The following is a 21,874-nucleotide window of genomic DNA, read 5'->3' on the forward strand; positions in this document are numbered from 1 at the left end:
ACGGTCCCGTTAAGTTTTTGCAGACTCAGAAAAAATCTTATTCAGCAGCGCCTGGGAGGCTTCATAGCTGCAATTCTCGTCGATGGACTGCTGAAGGAAAGCTTCAAGCCGGGGATAAAGGCCGATCGCTTTATCCAGCAGAGGATCGCTTCCTGCCGCATAGGCCCCGACGCTGATAAGATCGCGGTTACGCTGATAAGAGGACAGCAGCTGCTTAAAGGTCTGCACCTTTCCGTAGTGCGCTTTGTCGATAAGCTCGGTCATCGCACGGCTTATCGATGCTTCAATATCAATCGCCGGATAATGCCCGGACTCCGCCAGGCGACGCGATAACACGATATGGCCGTCAAGAATCGCTCGCGCCGAATCGGCAATAGGATCTTGCTGATCGTCGCCTTCCGTCAGAACGGTATAAAAAGCAGTTATCGAACCACCGCCCTTCACCCCGTTTCCGGCGCGTTCTACCAGCGCAGGTAATTTCGCAAACACCGAAGGCGGATAGCCTTTGGTTGCCGGAGGCTCACCGATGGCCAGCGCGATTTCACGCTGTGCCATGGCGTAACGGGTCAGTGAATCCATAATCAACAGCACGTTCATGCCGCGTTCACGAAAATCTTCGGCGATACGGGTGGCATAGACCGCGCCTTGCATGCGCAGTATCGGTGAAACGTCTGCCGGGGCGGCAATCACTACGGAGCGGCGTAGCCCATCTTTACCGAGAATATTTTCGATAAAGTCTTTCACTTCGCGCCCGCGTTCGCCGATAAGCCCCACCACAATCACATCCGCCCTGGTGTAGCGGGCCATCATGCCCAGCAGCACGCTTTTGCCTACCCCGGAACCGGCAAACAATCCCATACGCTGGCCGCGCCCCACGGTCAGCAAGCCGTTGATTGCGCGCACGCCAACGTCGAGAACGTTCTTGATCGGATCGCGCAACAGAGGGTTTAAAGGTGCGGTAAACAGTGTGTCCTGCTGTCGGCGACAAGGGGCAGGTAAACCGTCCAGCGGACGGGCGCTGGCATCCAGCACCCGTCCCAGCAACGCAGGCCCCAGCGGCAACTGTTTGCCCTGGGCCAGGCCGGGACCGCTGTCAAAAGCGTAAACGCGCGCGCCGGGTAAAACACCGTCAACGTTTTCAAGCGGCATCAGATAGAGGATCTGACCATTAAACCCCACCACTTCGCTTTCGATTTTTGCGATGCCGTTACCGGTGTCGCGCTCCACAATGCACAGCGTGCCGATAGGTAACTTAAGGCCAACCGCCTCCATTACCAGGCCCGTGGCGCGCGTCAACTTTCCGTAATGGCGAAAAGGCGGAAGCCCCGCAATCTTCTGCTCCCGGCTTTCAATGGCGTCCAGCCAGTTTTTCAGGCGCGCGGTCATGAGCTGAAATCTTCCCGGCTCAGGCGACAAAGTTCTTCCCAACGGGTGCTCAGGGTCGCGTCAATTTCGCCCTCGGAGGAAGTAATACGGCAGCCGCCCGGCAGAATATCCACGTCAACAAGCAGTTCCCATCCCAGCGAGGTAAGCGTGGGGCTGAGCCGCTCGGCGACCACGGCCATATCCTCTGCGCTCACCCGCAGCTGGATATCACCCGCCAGCAGCGTATCTTCCCTGAGGAGCTGTTTAAGCTTCTCGATCAGGATAGTGTTGTCATAAACGATGTTTTTCCCGACGATTGAGCGCGCGGCCGTTAGCGAAAGCTGCACCAGGCGCGACGGGATCACGCTATCGAGGTTATCCAGCGCGTCCTTAAACGCTTCGAACAGGTGGGCAATCTGCGCAGCGGTTTCATCCTGTAGGGCTTTAGCCTGCGCCAGTCCCTGTTCGATCCCCTCTTTTTTACCGAGCTGCAGTCCGTCCTGATAACCCTGCCGTTTGCCTTCTTCCAGACCTCGCGCCTGGCCCTGAGCAAAACCTTTTTGCTCATTCTGCTGACGGATGCGTGAAAGCTCAGCCTGTAGCAGCTCGTCAGACTGATAGTTTTCGGGGACCGCCTCTGGCTCAGAAAACGTATGTCCCGTGCGGCTACCAAAGTCAGCCAGCAGATCTTCCGGCTGCCAGCGGCGCCATGCCATAGCGTTATCAGACATAGACGTCCTCCCCGCCACCAAGCACCACTTCGCCGCTCTCGGCTAAGCGGCGCACCACCAGCAGAATATTCTTCTGCTCGGCCTCCACCTGCGACATACGCACCGGGCCGCGAGAGTTGAGATCTTCCACCATGATATCCGCCTGACGCCTGGACATATTGCGGAAGAACTTATCGCGCAGCGGCTGTTCAGCCCCTTTAAGCGCAACGATCAGCGCCTCGTTATCGATCTCCTGCAGAATACGCTGGATGCTGCGATCTTCTAGCGCAATCAGATTTTCAAACAGGAACATCTCATCAATGATTTTCTGCGCCAGCTCATGGTCAAATTCGCGCACCGCTGCAATAGCCGCATCTTCCTGCTGAGATTTCATCAGGTTGAGAATTTCAGCCGCAGGACGCACGCCTCCCATTTTGCTGCGTTTGAGATTTTGTCCGTGCAGCAGGTTGTTGAGCACTTCGATCAGCTCGTGAAGCGCCGCTGGCTGTACGCCGCCGAAGGTAGCAATACGCAGCATGATGTCGTTACGCTCGCGATCGTCGAATCTCGCCAGCACGTCGGCCGCCTGGCTGCGCTTCAGATGCACAAGTATGGTGGCGATAATCTGCGGGTGCTCATCGCGAATCAGGTCATATACCGTTACCGGTTCCATGAAGTTAAGCGTTTCGATGCCGTTGTTGCCGTCCTGGGTTTCCAGCAGATCTTCCAGCAGGCTTGATGCCCGCTCTTCACCCAGCGCTTTCACCAGTACGCTACGCAGATATTCATTGGTATCGATGTTGAGCGTCGCGACTTCGCTGGAATCCCTCTGAAATTCTTTCAGCACATGGGAAAGCTGATCGTGAGTAAATGCGCTCATGCTGACCATCGCCGAGCTAATCCGGGTTACCTCCTGGGTAGACAGGTGCTTAAACACCTCAGCCGCCCGCTCATCGCCGAGCGTCAGCATGACGATGGCACTTTTCTCTGCGGCATTCATTTTCCGGTAAGCTCCTTGTTCATCCATTGGCGCATGACCAGCGCAATCACCTGCGGACCGTTCTCCGCCATTTCACGCAGGTGCTGAGCGTTGAGTTCAACGTCAATACGCGCCTGAGCCTTCATTTTCGCGGTCTGTTCGTTCTTACTTGACAGCGCGTCCAGTTCGGCCTGACGGGCTTCTTTCTCCAGTTTCAGCCGCTGTAACGCCAGTTCCTGGTTACGCATCCAGGCTGGCTGTACGGCTTTACGCCACAGAACCCATGCCACAATGCCAACCAGCAAATAACGGGCCGCGGCCAGCAACAGGTTGATGGCTTCCGGCTGTTGCCACAGCGGCAGCACCCGCTCGTCATCCGCAGTGCTAAAGGCGGAGTTGACGATGTTCAGGGTGTCGCCGCGCGCTTCGGAATAGCCAACCGCCTCTTTCACCAGCGCGGTTATCTGTTCCATCTGCTCTTTGGCTAAAGGCGTCAGGTTGCCCTCTTTATTCAGCACATGATTTACCACCACCGCGACTGATAAGCGCTCAATGCTGCCCGTACTGCGCTTAATGTGCGTCAGCGTGCGGTCAAGCTCGTAGTTGGTGGTGGCGTCTTTGTTTGAGTTAAACGGGATTATCGCTACGGCATCGTTAGCTCCGGCGGCAGCGGATTTGTTGTTAGCGTTCCCGGCTCCCTCTTGCGCCTGGTTAGCCGTACCCAGCGGCTGAGTTAACGGCGCCGTGGCGGGTGTCGGCGGTTGATTACTCAGCGCGCCCGGCACGCCTCCGTTACTAGTTTTGCCGCCCTGCTCTGCGTCGCTGGTCTGACGGCTGCGGATAGCCATTTTTTCCGGCGCTGAGTTGGGCTGGAACCGTTCAGCCGTCTGCTCGTGAGTCGTAAAATCAACCTGTGCCGTTACCTGCGCACGCACGTTCTGGCTGCCAACAATGGGCGCCAGGATAGACTGAATCCGACGCTGAAAATCTGCCTCCACTTCGCTGGTGTATTTTAAGCGAGAGGTTTGCTGCGCCTGGCCGCCGTGCTGCGACAGCAGGCGACCCGTTCGATCCACGACAGTCACCAGATCGGCATTCAGACCGGGAACGGCGCTTGCAATTAACCAGGTAATGGCGTTCACCTGGCTTGTATCCATACTGCGGCCGTTATCCAGATGCACCGTCACGGAAGCTGAAGGTTGTTTTTCATTGCGCACAAACAGGGAGGGTTTTGGTATGGCAAGGTGCACGCGAGCGCGGCGAACCGGACCTAAATTTTCAATAGTGCGCGACAGCTCCCCTTCCAGCGCACGCTGATAGTTAACCTGCTCGCTGAACTGGCTGATACCAAATTTTTCCTGGTCCAGCAGCTCAAAGCCTACGGCCCCACCTTTGGGCAGCCCCATCTGCGCAAGCTTAAGACGCGCCTCATAAATCCGATCCGCCGGGACCATAATCGCACCGCCGCGCTCGTCAAAACGATAGGGCACATTCATCTGTCCCAGCTGGGCTACAATGGCCCCGCCGTCCCGATCGCTGATGTTGCTGTACAGTACGCGATAGTTCGGCGACTGAGCCCAGAGAGCAAGCGCGACGATAAGCGAGATGGCAGCCGCAGCAGAGACAATCAGAGCAATTTTAGGATTGGCACGAATACGCTCAAAGGCTGCTATCAGAGTTGTTGTATTGTTGCTTTTAATACCGTTTGTGGTGGCATTCATGCCGCAGTCCTGTAAAAAATAAATGACGCAATGTGTACGCAATATTGCGAATCAGCACTCCGGTTAGAGATCCAAACAAAGCACAGCGGGCGATCCTTCATTTTTACCAAATTTCATTCGTGTATTATGTGTCATTCCGAATTTATCTTAAGCACCAATGAGCTGAAATTTTTGTCAGCTTATTGCGTTATCTTGTCAGCCAGACCACATGCTAAACTCCCCTTAATAAAAAGAAGCAAAGCCTGAATCATCAGGGTTTATTAGCGATAATTAACAGGAGCGTTTAATGGCTACTCCAGCAATGAATAGCGTGCTGGAACAAATTCAGTTTCAGTCAAGGCAGATCACCGGATTATCCAACGGCAATGTGCTGTCAGATAAACAAAATGCTGCTAATTCCGTTTCCTTTTCCTCGCTGTTATTTAACAGCATAAACGGCATTAGCCAGATGCAAACGGCAGCAAAAACCCAGGCGCAGAACTATATAACAGGCGCCTCGGACATTGGTCTTAGTGATGTAATGGTCTCTTTGCAAAAGGCTTCAGTGGCGCTAAATATGGGAATACAGGTCCGCAATAAAATGGTCAGCGCCTACCAGGAAATTATGAACATGGCGGTATAGGTTCCGCTTTATAGTTTACCAGGATCATTACCGAAGAGATTTTTAGGCAATTAACGCTCAGCAATTTGATAACCTCATTCAGCATATTTTCTAAAAACAGACCCGCGCAGTCACGCCATTATAATAAATTTTATATGTCGCAAGGATGTTATTTATGAGTATGGAAAGCGACGATCGTTTAATGAACAGCACAGCTATTCGCATTCAGCCTGGGCTTGCAGACAAAGAACTGGAAAAGGTTAGTCAGCTTATTTATCAACGCGCGGGGATTGTGTTAAACAGCCAGAAACGCGACATGGTTTATAACCGCCTGTCGCGGCGTTTACGTGAATTAAAATTAACGCACTTCAGTGAGTACTTAACTCGCCTGGAATCGAGTCCCAATAGCGGTGAATGGCAGACATTTATTAACGCGCTAACTACCAACCTGACTTCTTTTTTCCGGGAAGCTTATCATTTCCCCGTTCTTGCTGAGCATGCGCGCGCGCGCAGAGGGAATGGCAATTATAAAGTCTGGTGCACCGCCTCCTCTACCGGGGAAGAACCTTATTCTATCGCCATCACTTTAGATGAGGCGCTGGGCCGCAGTACGCTTAACCCGCGTATCTGGGCATCGGATATCGATACCGAAGTGCTGGCCAAAGCAGCGGCTGGCGTTTATCGGCTATCCGATCTCGGTAACCTGAGCGCTGAGCAAAAGAAAACCTACTTCCTGCGCGGTATCGGGGAGCAACAATCCCTCGTGAAAGTCCGAAAAGAGCTGCTCGATACTATTCATTACCAGCACCTCAATCTCCTGGATGCAAAATGGGATATTCCGGCACCGTTCGACGCTATCTTCTGCCGCAATGTGATGATTTATTTTGATCAAAAGACACAGGAACAACTGCTGAATCGCTTTGCCAGCATGCTGAAACCCGGCGGTATTTTATTCGTCGGGCATTCTGAACACTTTGGCACGACAAACGGCGCATTTCGCCTTCGCGGTCAGTCAGTGTACGACCTGACACAGGATAAATAATGCACAAGATTAAAGTCCTCTGCGTTGACGATTCGGCGCTTATTCGCAATATCATGAGCGACATTGTCAATCAGCAACCCGATATGGAAATGGTCGCCACCGCACCGGATCCGATTATCGCTCGTGATTTGGTTAAACGCTTCAATCCGGACGTGCTTACGCTTGACGTTGAAATGCCGCGTATGGACGGACTGGATTTTCTCGAACGCCTGATGCGCCTGCGCCCCATGCCGGTCATTATGATCTCATCGCTGACCAGTAAAGGCTCTGAAATCACGCTTAGCGCGCTGGAGATGGGTGCGGTGGATTTTGTTACCAAGCCGCAAATGGGATTGAAAGAGGGCATGGCGCAGTACAGCGAGCTGATTGCCGAGAAGATCCGTATCGCTGCAAAGGCGCAAATCTACCGTCGCGATCGCCACAAGGCGCTGCCAAAAATTATCGCCAGCCCGCTGGTCGGCAGCGAAAAAATCTTTGCTATCGGCTCGTCAACCGGCGGTACCGAGGCCCTGCGCCAGCTCCTGATGCCGCTGCCCCGCACCTGTCCGGGCGTCGTCATCGCCCAGCATATGCCCCCCGGCTTTACCCGCTCCTTTGCCGAACGGCTCGACAAGATTTGTGAAATCGCGGTGAAAGAAGCCGAAGACGGCGACCGCGTGCTGCCCGGACATGCCTATATCGCGCCCGGCGCCGTGCATATGGAGCTTGTGCGCAGCGGGGCTAACTATCACGTGAAGCTCAACGATAACCCACCGGTTAACCGCCATCGTCCGTCGGTAGACGTGCTGTTCAAATCGGTGGCGGCTTGCGCGGGTAAAAACGCCGTAGGCTCGATTCTGACCGGCATGGGCAACGATGGCGCGCATGGCCTGCTGGAAATGCGTAAAGCGGGTGCTCACACCCTCGCCCAAAGCGAAAAATCCTGCGTGGTGTTCGGGATGCCAAAAGAAGCTATTGGCCTTGGCGCCGCCGTGGAAGTTGTCGATCTCTGTGAGATGACGCAGCACATGTTAAACAGCGTAACCGGCCAGGCACGGCGAATTTAACTCAGCATAATTACTCAACTCTCCCCGCGGGGGGATTAAACCTTTCAGGAATTAACATGGCAGATAAAAACCTGCGTTTTTTAGTCGTTGACGACTTCGCTACCATGCGCCGTATCGTGCGTAATCTTTTAAAAGATTTAGATTTCAATAACGTTGAAGAAGCTGAAGACGGCCAGGACGCCCTCACTCGTCTGCGAGAATCTTCCTTCGATTTTGTGATAACCGACTGGAATATGCCCAATATGGATGGCCTCGAACTGCTGACTGAAATTCGTAAAGATGCCGTGCTTGGCAAGCTGCCGGTGCTGATGGTGACGGCGGAAGCGAAAAAAGAAAACATTATTGCCGCCGCTCAGGCCGGTGCCAGCGGGTACGTTGTTAAGCCTTTCACCGCAGCGACGCTGGAAGAGAAGCTAGGCAAAATATTTGAAAAGCTCGGGTGGTAAATTATGGATAGCAAAGCAACGCAGGATAATTTTAAGGATATCTTCTCGCGGATTGGCCAGTTAACGCGTCTGCTGCACGATAGCGTGGCCAATCTTGGGCTTGACCGCATCATTATTGATGCGGCAGATGCCATCCCTGATGCCCGCGACAGGCTGTCTTATGTCGTGGCAAAAACGTCACAGGCGGCGGACTGCGCCTTAACCTGCGTGGAGGTTGCCCGCCCGCTACAGGACTCGCTTAGCAGCCAGTCCACGGCGCTAAGCACGCGCTGGGACGAATGGTTTGCCAGCCCCGTTGAGCTGCCGATTGCAAAAGATCTGGTTTCGGATACCCGTCAGTTTCTGCACGATACGCCGGATATTGCCGGTAAGACCAACGAGCAGCTTATGCAGATTATGATGGCGCAGGATTTCCAGGATCTGACCGGCCAGGTTATTCAGCGCATGATGGTGCTTATCGAGAATATTGAGAAAGAGCTGATCCATGTTCTGCTCGATAACATGCCAGAAGAGGTGGCACCAGGGAAGACGGCTGAAGAACCGCTGAAAAATGGTCCGCAAATCGATCAAAACGGCGCAGGCGTTGTCGCTACGCAAGGTCAGGTTGATGATTTACTTGAAAGTCTGGGCTTTTAATTTTCTTGCGGCATCTTTGCGAGCGGGCCGTGCCGGCGTGTTTTTTATCCTGCTATTAAAGGTGTTGTCGTTCAGCCCTTCGCCGCAGCGTTGTTATACCCGCAATATGATTAAAGCCGATGTCTGAAGAAAGCGATGTAGAAAAAACAGAGGAACCCACGCCCCAACGACGAGAGAAAGCCCGGGAAGAGGGGCAAATTCCTCGTTCCAAAGAGCTGACGTCATTGCTGATGCTGATGGTTGGCTGGAGCCTGATTCTGTTCGCTGGGGATGTGGTGGCCCGCAAGCTGGCGACGCTGTTACAAAGCGGGCTGAGCTTCGATCGGTCAGCTTTCCTGGATACCGCCTCAATGATTCGGCAGCTTCGCCAACTGCTGCTGATGGCGGCATCGTCGGTATTGCCGATTTTGCTGGGGCTGTTTTTGACCGGCATCTGCGCCTCTGCGCTGCTGGGAGGCGTCCAGCCTGGCGGTAAGGCATTCAAATTTGAACTAAAGCGGATAAATCCTTTGCCCGGCCTGAAGCGTATGGTTTCCGCTCAGATGGTATCTGAATTAATCAAAGGCATACTCAAAGTCGTGCTGGTAGGAAGCGCTGGCGCGCTGTTTATCTACCATAACAAAGCACGTTTTATTTCTCTCGGCCACGGCTCGCTGGCCGACGGTCTGGCAGATTCGCGCTACCTGATTTCCCGGTGCCTGCTAATGGTTATCCTCGCGCTGATCCCGATGGTAGGTTACGACGTGTTTTACCAGATCTTCAGCAATCTGAAGAAAATGCGCATGAGCCGCCAGGAAATTCGCGATGAACTTAAACAAAGCGAAGGCGACCCGCACATTAAGAACCGCATCAAACAACTGCAACGTGCCGCCGCACGCCGGCGCATGATGTCCGACGTGCCAAACGCCGATGTGATTGTGAATAACCCGACGCACTACTCCATTGCCTTAAGCTACAAAGAAGGCGGCAACGCCGCTCCCATCGTGCTGGCTAAGGGCGCGGGTGAAATGGCGTTACGCATTCGAACAGAAGCGCAAAAGCATGCCATCCCCATGCTTGAAGCGCCGCCGCTTGCCCGTGCGCTCTATCGCCACTGCGAAATTGGACAGCCTATACCTGGCGAACTGTACAGCGCCGTTGCCGAAGTCCTTGCCTGGGTTTATGGCCTGAGACGCTGGCGGCTGGGCGGCGGCATTGCGCCTAAAAAACCTGAGAACCTTCCCGTGCCTGCTGCGCTGGATTTTGCACAAGAGAGTCATGAGTGATGGCAAACTTCGCCGCCAAATTACGTTTACCCCCGATGAGGGAGACACAGTGGAAAATACTGGCGGGGCCGATATTAATCATGCTGATTCTGGCCATGATGATATTGCCCCTGCCCGCGTTTCTGCTTGATTTACTCTTCACCTTTAATATCGTCCTTTCCCTGATGATATTAATGGTGGCTATGTTCACCCAAAAGACGCTCGATTTCTCTGCATTCCCTACGGTACTGCTGTTTTCGACGCTGCTGCGCCTCGCGCTGAATATCGCCTCAACGCGAATCATCCTGATGGACGGGCACACGGGAGCCAACGCTGCGGGCCGCGTCGTTGAGGCATTCGGGCATTTTCTGGTCGGGGGGAATTTTGCGATTGGTATCGTGGTGTTCGCCATCCTCATTATTATCAACTTTATGGTTATCACCAAAGGCGCTGGCCGTATCGCGGAAGTCGGCGCGCGCTTTGTGCTGGACGGGATGCCGGGCAAACAGATGGCCATTGATGCCGATCTGAATGCGGGTCTTATTGGTGAAGAAGAAGCCAAGCGCCGTCGCAATGAGGTGACCCAGGAGTCCGACTTCTACGGTTCGATGGATGGCGCCAGCAAATTTGTGCGCGGGGATGCGATTGCCAGCCTGCTGATCATGGCGGTGAACGTCATCGGCGGTCTGATAATCGGCATTCTGCAACACGATTTGTCCTTTGGGGCCGCCGCCGAAACTTATACCATCCTGACTATTGGTGACGGCCTGGTTGCCCAGATCCCGGCCCTGATCATCTCGACCGCGGCTGGCGTTATCGTTACCCGGGTTGTCACCGATCAGGACGTGGGCGAGCAGATGGTAGGCCAACTGTTTAACAACCCGCGCGTTCTGGTCCTTTCGGCCGCGATAATTGGCCTGCTGGGCACGATCCCCGGCATGCCTAACTTTGTTTTTCTGCTGTTTACCGCCTCGCTGCTGGGCATTGCCTGGTGGATGCGCGGCAAAGAGACAGAAAGCCAGGCGGCGGGCGGCTCCCGGTCCAAAGAGAGCAGAGACGCGGCCAGGGCCCAGGCCGACGCCGTTCAGGTGACCGAGGCCTCCTGGAATGACGTTCAGCATGAAGATGTGCTGGGTCTTGAAGTCGGCTATCGGTTAATCCCGATGGTGGACAGCGCGCAAAGCGGCGAGTTGCTCACGCGCGTTCGCGGCATCCGTAAAAAATTCGCCCAAGAGATGGGCTTTCTACCGCCCGCAGTGCATATCCGCGATAACCTCGATCTGCCGCCGACCCACTATCGCATTCTGCTTAAAGGCGTCGAAATCGGCAGCGGCGAAACGATGCCCGAACGCTGGATGGCTATCGATCCTGGCTGTGCGGAAGGCGAGCTACCCGGCACGCCGTGTCAGGAGCCGACGTTTGGCCTGCCCGCAGTATGGATCGATGAAGTACTGCGCGAGCGGGCCCAGATTCTGGGCTACACGGTGGTTGATCCAAGCTCGGTCATTGCGACCCACCTTAATCACCTGATTGCCACACACACCGATGAGCTGTTTGGCCGTCAGGAAACGCAACAGTTGCTCAGTCGTCTTAACAAAGAAATGCCGAAGCTGGTAGACGATCTGATCCCGGGCGTTATCTCCCTGACCACTTTCCATAAGGTACTGCAAAATCTGCTGGCGGAAAGGATCTCAATTCGCGATATGCGCACCATTGTTGACACGCTGGCTGAGTATGCGGCGGTACAAAACGATCCCGATGAGCTGACGGCACACGCGCGCATTCGTTTAGGTCGCGCCATCACGCAGCAATGGTTCCCGGGCAACGACGAGATTCGCGTTATTGGTATGGATATGAACCTGGAAAGGTTAATGATCCAGGCAAGCCAGAACGGCAGCGCCATCGAACCGGGGATTGCCGAAAACCTTATGCGGCAGACTGAAAAAGCGCTGGCTCAGCAGGAAGCCCTCGGTGCGCCGCCGGTGCTGCTGGTGAATCAGCCCCTGCGTATGATGCTTTCACGTTTCCTGCGCCGCGTCTATCCGCAGCTTGCCGTACTGTCGAATCTGGAAATCAGCAATAACCGTACGGTGCGCATGACCTCCATCGTTGGAGGCCAGGAGTGAAACTCGCGGGGTTAATGGTGCTGGCTGCGCTTCTTTTTCCGCCTGCGGCTTTCGCTACCGGTGGCGCCTGGCACCAGAAAACGGCTGGCGTCGTAATAAGCGTGGGGAAACAGACGATGGCGGGCGCGGCGTTGAGCGCCCCGGCAGATCTCCCCGCCTCGGCGCAGGCCAGCCTCCTGGCATGGCGGGTCACGCTGCTCACGCCTCCTCCTGCGGGTCTGGAGATAAAGCTGTGCAGCGCCGCTACCTGCATTAAGCTTGCAGGACTGAGCGGGCGAAAAAAACTCACCGCCCCGCTTTCAGCACGCGGCCCGTTTCGCTTTGTTTATTCCGTAGCAGGCCGGGGACAGCTTATTCCTGCCTTGCACGTGGTCAGCAATGAGTTAACGGTAAATTATCGCCGGGTCATACCAGAGCCTGGCTTTTAGCTGCTTAATATTGCGGTCGCAGTTTATTGCAGGGTCGTCGTAAAATTTGCAGAATAAGCCAGGCTACATTTTTTTCCGCGATTGAGCGATGAGATGTCCGTTTTTAAAGCACCAAGGCGGTTTTTCAGCTTTTTTATTATTTCGGCCTCATTCTCAATCAATTTTTCTATCAGAATACGGATCGCTTCCTGCTCGCCTGAGGTCAGGATCTCAGGATGATTATTAATAACCTGTTGTAGCCTAATGACGTAATTTTCCGCCAGCTCAATAAACCTCTGCCATTCGCCCAGGCGTGCCATCTCAAGCAATTTTAAATTTAGCTGATAAACACTTTCATAATCGTTGATAAGGGCTTTAGTCATTTTTTGCCTGCTTAAGCTGGGGATCGATTTCCTTCCATGTCGTGGCGAGATTCATCAGTAGCTCATCAACGTGAGCGAGCTTCTCCGGATTATTGTGCAAATTGCATTCCAGCAGGGTACGCGACATATATTCATAGAGCATTTCCATTTCCTGAGCGATCGCTTTACCCTTTTGATGATCGAGTGAGGCGCGAAGGCCATTATCAATAATATTGATGGCTTTAGAAATCATCTCTCCGCGCCGGGCCAGGTTCCCGGTTTCGAAATAAATCTTTGCGCGTAAAATTGCGTTGTGCGCACCGTCAAACAGCATCGTAATAAGCTGATGTGGTGTTGCCCCCGCCAGTTGACTTTGCAAATCAACCTGAGCATAGGCTTGTATGCCTTGCCTTGCGTACATAACAGGCTCCGTAATAAAGAGGCAGAAGGTATCGACGCTCCTGCCCGGAGAAACAAAGGATTAAAAAATTTTTACAACGTAGCCAGAATGCCGGAAAGCTGCGAGTTCATGCTGTTCAGCTTAGACATGGTGGTATCCAGGTTCTGGAACTGCACGCGATAGCGCTCAACGGACGCGTCGATTAAACGCTGCGTTTTATCAATCTGTTCCTGCATCCGATCGGCCTGTGCGGTCAGCCCTTCGGTCGAAGTTTTGATGATGCCGTCAGTTTTCTTGTCGGTATCGCCTATATACAGGGTAATAATTGCGCCAAGCGCGTCGGCAAGACCAGCCCTGTCACCGCTTCCCGTAAACATCGTGGCAATACCATTTGGGCTATCGGCAATCGCCTCATCGATCTTTTTCTCATCCAGCGTCATCTGCCCGGTTGAGGCATCGATTTTTATACCGAGATCCGCAAGCGAGGCATAGTCAGCCTCCGATTCGCCATAAACGGCATTCACCGCCGAGCGAATCTCGCTCACCAGTCCACGTAGCGTAGAATCGCCCATAAGAGCACCGTTCTGCGCGTTTTGCGTGGCCACATCGGCATCGGCTAAGTGAGAGGAATCATAAGGAACATATTTACTCAGGCTGGTTGTAGACGTCAGTAAGCCATTGTACTGCTTAACAAAATCCTGCAACGTGCTTTTAATTGCGCTGGTGTTTTGCGTCAGGGTCAGCTGTTCTGATTTATTATCTTCAGAGGGTGCTGTCAGGGTCAGAGTGATACCGTCAAGGATATCGGTAACGCTGTTGCTTGAGCGGGTGTATTCACTGCCATCGACGATAAGTTTTGCATCTTCTGCCGCAGAGACCTCATGCAGATTGGCGCTGTTCAGCACGGCATCCAGGACGGCATCACCTTCTACGCTGACGGTCATTTTTCCATCCGTTCCGGTGGTTCTGGAACTCAGCACCAGTTGATAGCCATCGTCGGTACGCTGTACGGTGGCGGCAACGTCGCCTTTCGCCGCGTTAACCGCTTTAGCAATCTGGCTCAGCGAGGTTTCATCGTCCCTGAGCGTGACCTGCATCTTGCTACCGTCTTGCTGGGCGATAGTCACGGTGCGTTCTTCCCCTTCGGTCGCAGAACCCAACTGCCTGTGCTGATTGTCGAAGCTATTGTCGGTTTTTAACTTATGCGAAGTGGCAAGGTTGAGCACGGTGACCGAGTGGGTGTCAGCGCGAGCCGTCGACGACGCCGTCGCGGTAAATGCCTTATTGGTGCTTACCGTCAGGGTATTAAACGCATCACCGGTAAGTTTTTTTACCGTTCCCTGCAAGGTTGAAAGCCCGCTGGAGACCTGACCCCACGCTGATACTTTGGCCTTATAGCTGCTTTGCAAAGCGGTATAAGGGCTTAACCGGGTCTGCTCACCAGCTTTAATCTGCGCCAGCATAACCGTTGTATCCAGCCCTGAGCCGATACCCAATGATGATATAGAAGCCATATAATTCTCCTTTATGGCATAAATTGAATTTTTTTATTCGCCATTGTGTTTTCTATCGGTGCTTATGCCATAAAGTTTAATTTTTTATCAGAACAGGAACAACTTACAGGGCCGCCATAAAACAATCATGGAGCCTGTTCAACCAATAAAAAAGGTAGCCTCGCCTGTTTTTAATCTCACCATCGCAATAGGCCGATATGCTAACAAAAATGCGCGCAATTCAATGAATGGGGAGTTTTTCCTATTAACAACATACCTGTCTTAACGTAATTGAATACCGCCTTCTCTTATGCGTAACGGCAAGGCACTCAGGTCCAGGAAAAGGTCTTAAATAAAAGACAAGTAAAAAAACAAAAACCACCAAAAAATTTTTAGAGAATTTTTTTCGCGCCGATATTCATATTATGCGAACAGAACAACGCATGGAAATATTGGGCTCCACATTGAAGTGTTGCTAAGTTAATTAAGAAAGAGGAAAAAATATGTCGCAGGTAATTAATACTAACTCCCTGAGCCTCGTTGCGCAGAATAATCTGAACAAGTCTCAGTCTGCCCTGGGTACTTCTATCGAACGTCTGTCTTCCGGTATGCGTATCAATAGCGCAAAAGACGATGCTGCCGGTCAGGCTATCAGCAACCGCTTTACCGCGAATATTACCGGTCTGACCCAGGCCTCCCGTAACGCCAACGATGGTATCTCCATTTCGCAAACCACCGAAGGCGCGCTGAATGAAGTCAACGACAACTTACAGAACATTCGTCGTCTGACCGTACAGGCGCAGAACGGAACTAACTCCGACTCTGACCGTCAGTCTATTCAGGACGAAATCGACGCCCGTCTGGCAGAGATCAACCGTATCTCTGAACAGACCGAATTCAACGGCGTTAAAGTGCTGAGCAAAGACCAGACGCTGAGCATCCAGGTCGGTGCAAACGATGGCCAGACTATCGATATCAACCTAAGCGAAACCAGCGCCGCGACCCTGGGGATGGGAGGTTTTGATATCAGTCATGTGGCCACCAGGCTTAGCGTAGATGGCACCTATACAGACAGTGGCACTGGTTTTACAAGCGCTGGAATCACTGAGACAGCCCTTACAACAGCCAAAACTGCACTCTTCGGCGCAGAGGGTAAGGGTGATATTTATTCGGTGAATGACGGGGCCGGCGGTACCGCATTCGTCGCCGTTGGCACCAAAGCCGATGGTACCAAAGTTGCTGCCAGCATGACGCCAGGAGCCGTGGCTGCCGCTGGTGCTGCATTTACGCTTACCAGAGGTGCGGATCTGGATATTACTAATACCGATGATGCGGCTCTGCTTGCCCAGGTGAATCCTCTGTCGGCTATCGATAGCGCAATGTCAAAAGTTGATGAAATGCGTTCCGGTCTGGGCGCCACCCAGAACCGTTTCGCATCTGTAATCAGCAACCTGAACAGCACCGTGAATAATCTGAGCGAATCCCGTTCACGTATCATGGATGCAGACTTCGCCTCTGAAGTTTCTGAGATGAGCCGTGCGAACATCCTGCAGTCTGCCGGTATCTCCGTATTGGCGCAGGCAAACCAGGTTCCACAGAACGTTCTGTCCCTGCTGCGTTAATTCTTTCTCCGTCGCAAGCAAACCTGGCCCTTTCGGGCCAGGTTTTTTCATTTATTCACGCCCACTTTCCGGTAATTATTTAAGTAGCGGCATCTCTGCACGCTTATTCTATTGTTGGCGGCTTGTACAAAATGCAGCTTAATTTGTATAGCAAAGGCAGCCGCAGCGCATAGCTGGATAGGTAAATTCCCATTTAAATTCAGGGAATTATATTTTATGCCGTCCGGCCTTAAATAACTCGGCCTGTCATTTTTCTGGCCGCTTTAACAGGTTGCCTGAAGTTAACGAACGCTTGACTGCCCTGGCGCTGAACAGCATTCAGAAGATGCAGGCCGCAGGCTTGCGGTTCGCCATAGATGATTTCAACACCGTCGGGACTCGTCATGATGGTAGATAGCAGATTTGGTGTCGAAGAGGTACAAAGGGAGATCGGACGCAGCGCCTGGCTGAACGGGGGAGCTGATCTGCTGCAGGGCCAGAGTTATTTCACTTCTGCCTCCTGAGCGTTACAACGCGCGGAATAAATAAAGCCTGTCGTCAATTCAATCACGACAGGCCTTTGTATGGCATGCAAAACTTTTTACTCGTGGGCGGTTTCTACTATTTTTTCGACCAGTTCCATCTCTTCGCTGTTCAGCAACTTTTCGATATCAACCAGAATCAACATACGTTCATCGATGGTCCCTAAACCCAAAAGGTATTCCGTAGAAAGGGTGACTGAAAAATCCGGAGCTGGCCTGATCTGACCGTTATTCATTGAAATAACGTCTGATACACCGTCAACGATAACGCCCACTACACGATCGGCAAAGTTGAGGATAATAATAACCGTGTTTGCATTGAATTCGGTGACCTGCAAATCAAACTTCACGCGTAAATCCACAATCGGCACGATTACGCCACGCAGGTTTGTTACTCCCAGAATAAAGTCTGGCGTATTGGCAATACGCGTCACCCGGTCATAACCGCGGATCTCCTGAACCTTGAGGATTTCAAGACCGTACTCTTCTTCGCCCAGGGTAAATACCAGGTATTCCTGGCCAATATTTTTTTCATCGAACTGCTGTTCTGATGCTGAGAAACTCATTAGCTCACCTTCACTGATTCAACAATAAGTTGTTGTTATTAACCAATCGCTTGTTTTTGCAAAGCGAGACCAGTGCCGCAACATCCAGAATGAGCGCTACGCTGCCGTCGCCAAGGATTGTTGCCGCTGAGATACCCGGAACTTTGCGGTAATTAAGTTCGAGGTTTTTCACCACCACCTGATGCTGACCAATCAATTGGTCGACCAGCAGCGCATAGCGGTTACCCGCACTTTGTAGGATCACCGCGACCCCCTCGCTGGCCTGAAGCGCATCGCTATTGATGTCAAATATTTGATAGAGCTCGATAAGCGGCATATATTCGCCGCGTACCTGCAGCATAAGCTCGTCGCCCGCCATACGGTAAAGTTCGCTTTTATTCGGCTTGAGCGACTCCATAACGGTACCGAGCGGCAACACATAAATTTCGTCGCCGACCTTCACCGACATCCCATCAAGGATAGCGAGGGTCAACGGCAGGATGATGCGGATGGCGGAGCCTTTATCCTGTTCGGATCTAATCTCAACGTGTCCCCCCATTTCCTGGATATTTCGACGCACCACGTCCATGCCAACACCGCGCCCGGAAACGTCGGTGACTTTCTCGGCCGTTGAGAACCCGGCGGCAAAGATAAGCATCCAGACTTCGTCGTCGCTCATGTTATCGCTAAGCGTCAGACCCTGTGATTTAGCACGCGCGAGGATCTTTTCACGGTTAAGCCCTGCCCCGTCATCAATCACTTCAATGACAATGTTGCCGCCGTGATGCTCGGCCGACAGAATAAGATTGCCTTTCTCCGGCTTTCCTTTCTCCCGACGAACCTCTGCCGATTCAATACCGTGATCGAGGCTGTTACGCACCAGGTGGGTCAGCGGATCGATGATCCTTTCAATAAGACTCTTATCCAGTTCGGCCGAACCACCACGTAAGGTCAGCTCCACTTCTTTATCGAGCTTGCCGGCAAGGTCATGCACCAGACGCGGGAAGCGGCTGAAGACGTACTCCATCGGCATCATGCGGATGGACATTACCGACTCCTGCAGGTCACGCGCGTTGCGGTCCATCTGGGCGATGCTGCTGATGAGCGTGTCGTGGACTGCCGGGTCGAGGGTGCCGGAAAGCTGCGACAGCATCGCCTGGGTGATAATTAGCTCGCCGACCTGGTTGATTATCTGATCGACCTTCTCCACCGCCACGCGAATACTGCTGGACTCTACGCTATGCGTTCTGGCAGCGGGTTTAGGTCTGGACACGGCTATTTTCGCAGGCGACGTGCTGACTTCAGTCGGATTTTCCGCGACGGCGGACAAAGCAGTTTCACCGCTTTTAACCACGGCTGGCGTCGTTGCCTGCCCGGCAATTTCCGTAATCTCAATCTGTTCCGGCTCAACCACAAAACAAAGCACGGCGAAAATATCATCCGGCGATGTTGTGGTGCGTAACTTAGCCACTACCCGATCGTCAAAAAGCTCGTGGCCTTCCAGCTCACCAAGGTTTTCCAGCTCTTCAAGCAGAATCGTCTTTTCCGACTCTTTAAGCGCGCTAAGCGTGATTTGCAATAAGGCCTGCGCATTTTTTACGGTCGCTGCGGAGTCTGCCTGGGCTGGCTCAGCCGGTGCGAGCGCTGCACCGCCTTCCTGTTGGGCTTTGGCCTCAAGCGCAATCTGTCGCAAAGCATCACAGATATACCGAAAACTTTCCTGATCGGGCTCCTGGGATAATTTATACGCGTCAAGCTGCTCTTGCATGATGTCCTTACTCTCCAGAAACAGATTAATAATATCGCTGTTGAGCGGAAGCTCTCCGCAGCGGGCATCATCCAGCAGATTCTCCATTAAATGCGTGGTCTCCTGCAGCACGCTAAAACCGAACGTTCCGGCTCCGCCTTTAATAGAGTGCGCCGCACGGAAAATCGCATTCATCATCTCCTTGTCCGGGCTGGCACAATCCAGCTCTAAAAGATGCCGCTCCATATCAGCCAGTAATTCATCTGCTTCGGCAAAGAAAGTCTGATAAAAATCACTTACGTCCATCTTGCTCAACCTTTTCCTGGTTTAGTATTGCGGACCCCGTTTGCTCAATCCCCGGCGGGGACGCCACCGTTTTAAGCTGCGCTTGCGTCTGTTCTATCTGCTGCATAGCCGAAACGATGTTTTGTGAGGTGTATTCGCGCCTGATGCTTTTCTCTTTTTCCCGGCTTAGCACCAGAATGCTGATACGTCGGTTCGACGGATCGGTGGGCTGGGTATTTTCCAGCACCATAATGTCTGCGGTTCCCGTCACGCGCATAAATTTGTCCGGAGAAAGGCCTGCGGCGACCAGCGTGCGACGCGAGGCGTTAGCACGGTCTGCGGAAAGCTCCCAGTTGCTGTAACCGGCGCTACCGCCGGCATACGGCAGAGAATCCGTATGCCCGGTGAGACTGATGAGGTTCGGCAATTCGTTGAGTACCGGTGCCAGACTCTGGAGAATGCCAACCATATAAGGTTCCAGCCGCACGCCACCGACCCGGAACATCGGTCGGTCCTGGGTGTCAAGAATCTGAACTAACAGACCATCATCGCTTAGCGACAGGCGCAGGTTGGCGGCGTAATTGCTCAGACGGGGATCGTTCTTGATCAGGCTTTCCAGCTTATCCAACGCGCGCTTTAAATTTTGCACGCTCTTTTCACGATCGATTTTTCTCAGAGTCTGCTTAAACACCTCACCGCTCTGCTTGATGACGTCATCTCCGCCGCCTGGGATCACGCTGTCGCTCAGGCTGTCTTTATTGCCCTGGCTTAGCGCGGCCTTGAGCGGCATATTGAAATATTCCGCGATCTGCTGACGCTGCTGCGGCGAGGAGGTCGCCAGCAGCCACATCACCAGGAAGAAAGCCATCATTGCCGTCATAAAATCCGCATAGGCAATTTTCCATGAGCCGCCGTGATGGCCGTGCTTATGGCTTTTCTTCTTGCGCACGACAATCAGCGACTGCCCGTTTTTACTCATGAGGCGCTGTCCGACGAGCCGCTGTCCGACGAGGCGCTACTGGAGACTGATTTTACCTGCCGAACATGGTCCTCCAGCTCTATAAAGGAAGGGCGCTCGGTGCTATACAGAATTTTGCGGCCAAACTCGACGGCAATTTGCGGCGCATAACCGTGGATGCTGGACAGAAGCGTAATTTTGATGCACTGCAGCATCTTAATCTGCTCGCTGCTTTTCTGGCGCAGAAGGGTAGCCAACGGCAGGACAAATCCATACGCCAGCAGTATCCCCAGGAAGGTCCCCACCATCGCGTGGGCAATCAGTTCGCCCAGCTCGGCCGCCGGCCTGTCCGCGGCGGCGAGCGCGTTTACTACTCCCATGACCGCAGCAACGATACCGAACGCCGGCAGGGCATCGCCTACGCTGTTAAGGCTGCTGGCCGGGACTTCATGTTCATGCTCGCAGGTTTCAATTTCCTCATCCATCAACGCTTCCAGCTCGAAAGCATTCATGCTGCCGCTGATCATCAGCCGCAGGTAATCGAGCATAAAATTCATCAGTACGGCGTCGGCCAGCAGCCGGGGATAGGCGGAAAAAATAGGGCTGTTTTGCGGGTCTTCAATATCATTTTCCAGGGAGATCGTCCCGCTCTGGCGGCTTTTGTGCAGCAATAAATACATCACGCCGATGAGATCCAAATACAGGGCTTTGCTATAGGACGACCCCTTCATCAGATGCGGGAGCACCTTCATCGTGGCCTTGATGGACTTACCATTATTCCCTACGATAAACGCGCCGACCCCCGCCCCACCAATAATAAGGACTTCGATTGGTTGAAATAGCGCAGCAAAGTGCCCACCGGATAAACCATATCCACCAAATACGGTCAAAATGATTACCGCATAACCAATAATGACTAACACATGAACTCCTTGCTGGAATAAAAATCTTCATCACACCCTGTAGCTGGTTACCAGCATCCTTTGCACGGGTAACCTTCATATCATTCATGGTAATAACAGGGCGGTAATATCCTTATGGGTGGCCTACGGTTATCAGATGCTTTATACGTTTTGCCCAGCGGTTAAGTCATACACCTTACTTTTCTTTATGGCGCGCGATGGCGGGCTGCACAGGCTACAGGTAAACGGGCCTTTAGCATGCTCCGTGGATGCCACAAACCAGCCCTGACAGACGCAACACTTCGTATGCTCAATCATTCCGCAATCAATAAAGCGCAGCAGGGTCCAGGCCCTTGTAAGCCCGAGTACTGGCTTCTCATCCGCGATGCCCGGACACTGTTCCAGATACAGGCGATAGGCTTTTACCATCGCCTCAATAGGACGGCACCCTTCGGTTTTTTGCAGATAAAGAAAAATGTTATAGAACATGGATGAATGAATATTCTGCTCCCACGACATAAACCAGTCTTCGGAAAAGGGCAGCATTCCCTTGGGCGGAGGGCATCCTCGTAATTCTTTATATAGCCGGAGTAATCTTCTGCGGCTTAAGCTCGTTTCGCTTTCCAGAACCTGCATACGAGCGCCAAAGGAAATCAAAGCCATTGCTATATGGATTTCTTTAATTTCATCTAAAATACTTTTTTCAGACATGGTTC

At 52.9% G+C, this 21,874-nt stretch carries 21 protein-coding genes; 9 read left to right on the forward strand and 12 right to left on the reverse strand.

The window, feature by feature from the left end; genetic code table 11:
• Positions 1-9 precede the first annotated feature (9 nt).
• Genes fliI through fliF form a run of 4 tightly spaced genes read right to left on the reverse strand, consistent with a single transcriptional unit; the run spans position 10 to position 4,775 of the window.
• On the reverse strand, positions 10-1,386 hold the full coding sequence (fliI, locus tag E2L00_RS14255) for a flagellar protein export ATPase FliI (protein WP_167612716.1): 1,377 nt from the start codon (positions 1,384-1,386) through the stop codon (positions 10-12).
• Positions 1,383-2,096 (reverse strand): flagellar assembly protein FliH, encoded by a 714-nt coding sequence (locus E2L00_RS14260; protein ID WP_236127752.1) that lies wholly within the window; start codon positions 2,094-2,096, stop codon positions 1,383-1,385. Before E2L00_RS14260 ends, fliI begins: the two co-directional genes overlap by 4 nt.
• Entirely contained in the window at positions 2,089-3,075 is a 987-nt protein-coding gene (fliG, locus tag E2L00_RS14265; protein ID WP_167612717.1) for a flagellar motor switch protein FliG, read from the reverse strand. The genes E2L00_RS14260 and fliG overlap by 8 nt, the downstream gene beginning before the upstream one ends.
• Positions 3,072-4,775 carry a flagellar basal-body MS-ring/collar protein FliF gene (gene fliF, locus E2L00_RS14270; protein WP_167612719.1) on the reverse strand — a complete coding sequence of 568 codons (1,704 nt, stop codon included), beginning with the start codon at positions 4,773-4,775 and terminating at the stop codon, positions 3,072-3,074. The genes fliG and fliF overlap by 4 nt, the downstream gene beginning before the upstream one ends.
• Before the next feature lie 286 nt (positions 4,776-5,061).
• Here fliF and fliE point away from each other — a divergent pair, with 286 nt between their 5' ends.
• From fliE to E2L00_RS14310, 8 genes are all read left to right on the forward strand, one after another.
• Positions 5,062-5,397: a flagellar hook-basal body complex protein FliE gene (gene fliE, locus E2L00_RS14275; RefSeq protein WP_167612721.1), complete on the forward strand. Its 336-nt coding sequence runs from the start codon at positions 5,062-5,064 to the stop codon at positions 5,395-5,397.
• Between the two features lie 160 nt (positions 5,398-5,557).
• Positions 5,558-6,418 carry a CheR family methyltransferase gene (locus E2L00_RS14280; RefSeq protein WP_420808855.1) on the forward strand — a complete coding sequence of 287 codons (861 nt, stop codon included), beginning with the start codon at positions 5,558-5,560 and terminating at the stop codon, positions 6,416-6,418.
• Complete coding sequence (locus tag E2L00_RS14285) at positions 6,418-7,464, forward strand: protein-glutamate methylesterase/protein-glutamine glutaminase (RefSeq protein ID WP_167612723.1); 1,047 nt, start codon at positions 6,418-6,420, stop codon at positions 7,462-7,464. Before E2L00_RS14280 ends, E2L00_RS14285 begins: the two co-directional genes overlap by 1 nt.
• Before the next feature lie 56 nt (positions 7,465-7,520).
• On the forward strand, positions 7,521-7,910 hold the full coding sequence (cheY, locus tag E2L00_RS14290) for a chemotaxis response regulator CheY (protein WP_167612725.1): 390 nt from the start codon (positions 7,521-7,523) through the stop codon (positions 7,908-7,910).
• A 3-nt stretch (positions 7,911-7,913) separates the two neighbouring features.
• A complete protein-coding gene (gene cheZ, locus E2L00_RS14295) occupies positions 7,914-8,546 on the forward strand; it encodes a protein phosphatase CheZ (protein WP_167612727.1) in 633 nt (210 codons plus the stop codon).
• Between the two features lie 119 nt (positions 8,547-8,665).
• Positions 8,666-9,811 carry a flagellar biosynthesis protein FlhB gene (gene flhB, locus E2L00_RS14300; protein ID WP_167612729.1) on the forward strand — a complete coding sequence of 382 codons (1,146 nt, stop codon included), beginning with the start codon at positions 8,666-8,668 and terminating at the stop codon, positions 9,809-9,811.
• Positions 9,811-11,916: a flagellar biosynthesis protein FlhA gene (gene flhA / locus E2L00_RS14305; RefSeq protein WP_167612731.1), complete on the forward strand. Its 2,106-nt coding sequence runs from the start codon at positions 9,811-9,813 to the stop codon at positions 11,914-11,916. The genes flhB and flhA overlap by 1 nt, the downstream gene beginning before the upstream one ends.
• Entirely contained in the window at positions 11,913-12,344 is a 432-nt protein-coding gene (locus tag E2L00_RS14310) for a flagellar protein FlhE (protein WP_338031935.1), read from the forward strand. The genes flhA and E2L00_RS14310 overlap by 4 nt, the downstream gene beginning before the upstream one ends.
• Positions 12,345-12,367: 23 nt before the next feature.
• Here E2L00_RS14310 and E2L00_RS14315 read toward each other — a convergent pair whose 3' ends face one another.
• From E2L00_RS14315 to fliD, 3 genes are all read right to left on the reverse strand, one after another.
• Entirely contained in the window at positions 12,368-12,706 is a 339-nt protein-coding gene (locus E2L00_RS14315) for a flagellar protein FliT (RefSeq protein ID WP_167612733.1), read from the reverse strand.
• Complete coding sequence (gene fliS, locus E2L00_RS14320; protein ID WP_167612735.1) at positions 12,699-13,106, reverse strand: flagellar export chaperone FliS; 408 nt, start codon at positions 13,104-13,106, stop codon at positions 12,699-12,701. The genes E2L00_RS14315 and fliS overlap by 8 nt, the downstream gene beginning before the upstream one ends.
• Positions 13,107-13,177: 71 nt before the next feature.
• Positions 13,178-14,599 carry a flagellar filament capping protein FliD gene (fliD, locus tag E2L00_RS14325; RefSeq protein ID WP_167612737.1) on the reverse strand — a complete coding sequence of 474 codons (1,422 nt, stop codon included), beginning with the start codon at positions 14,597-14,599 and terminating at the stop codon, positions 13,178-13,180.
• Between the two features lie 482 nt (positions 14,600-15,081).
• Between fliD and E2L00_RS14330 the strand changes: the two genes are divergently transcribed.
• The gene (locus E2L00_RS14330) at positions 15,082-16,200 is read left to right on the forward strand and encodes a FliC/FljB family flagellin (protein WP_167612739.1); all 1,119 of its coding nucleotides are present in this window, start codon (positions 15,082-15,084) and stop codon (positions 16,198-16,200) included.
• Positions 16,201-16,780: 580 nt separating this feature from the next.
• Here the strand turns inward: E2L00_RS14330 and cheW are convergent.
• The 5 genes from cheW to flhC form a co-directional block, all read right to left on the reverse strand.
• Positions 16,781-17,287, reverse strand: a complete 507-nt coding sequence (cheW, locus tag E2L00_RS14335) for a chemotaxis protein CheW (protein ID WP_167612741.1) — start codon at positions 17,285-17,287, stop codon at positions 16,781-16,783.
• 10 nt (positions 17,288-17,297) lie between these two features.
• Positions 17,298-19,319: a chemotaxis protein CheA gene (gene cheA, locus E2L00_RS14340; protein WP_167612742.1), complete on the reverse strand. Its 2,022-nt coding sequence runs from the start codon at positions 19,317-19,319 to the stop codon at positions 17,298-17,300.
• A complete protein-coding gene (motB, locus tag E2L00_RS14345) occupies positions 19,306-20,277 on the reverse strand; it encodes a flagellar motor protein MotB (RefSeq protein ID WP_167612744.1) in 972 nt (323 codons plus the stop codon). The genes cheA and motB overlap by 14 nt, the downstream gene beginning before the upstream one ends.
• Entirely contained in the window at positions 20,274-21,179 is a 906-nt protein-coding gene (gene motA, locus E2L00_RS14350; RefSeq protein WP_167612746.1) for a flagellar motor stator protein MotA, read from the reverse strand. Before motA ends, motB begins: the two co-directional genes overlap by 4 nt.
• Positions 21,180-21,320: 141 nt before the next feature.
• Positions 21,321-21,869 carry a flagellar transcriptional regulator FlhC gene (gene flhC / locus E2L00_RS14355; RefSeq protein WP_167612748.1) on the reverse strand — a complete coding sequence of 183 codons (549 nt, stop codon included), beginning with the start codon at positions 21,867-21,869 and terminating at the stop codon, positions 21,321-21,323.
• Positions 21,870-21,874: the final 5 nt, after the last annotated feature.

The organism is Cedecea colo (genome assembly GCF_011808225.1).
Lineage (GTDB): Bacteria > Pseudomonadota > Gammaproteobacteria > Enterobacterales > Enterobacteriaceae > Dryocola > Dryocola colo.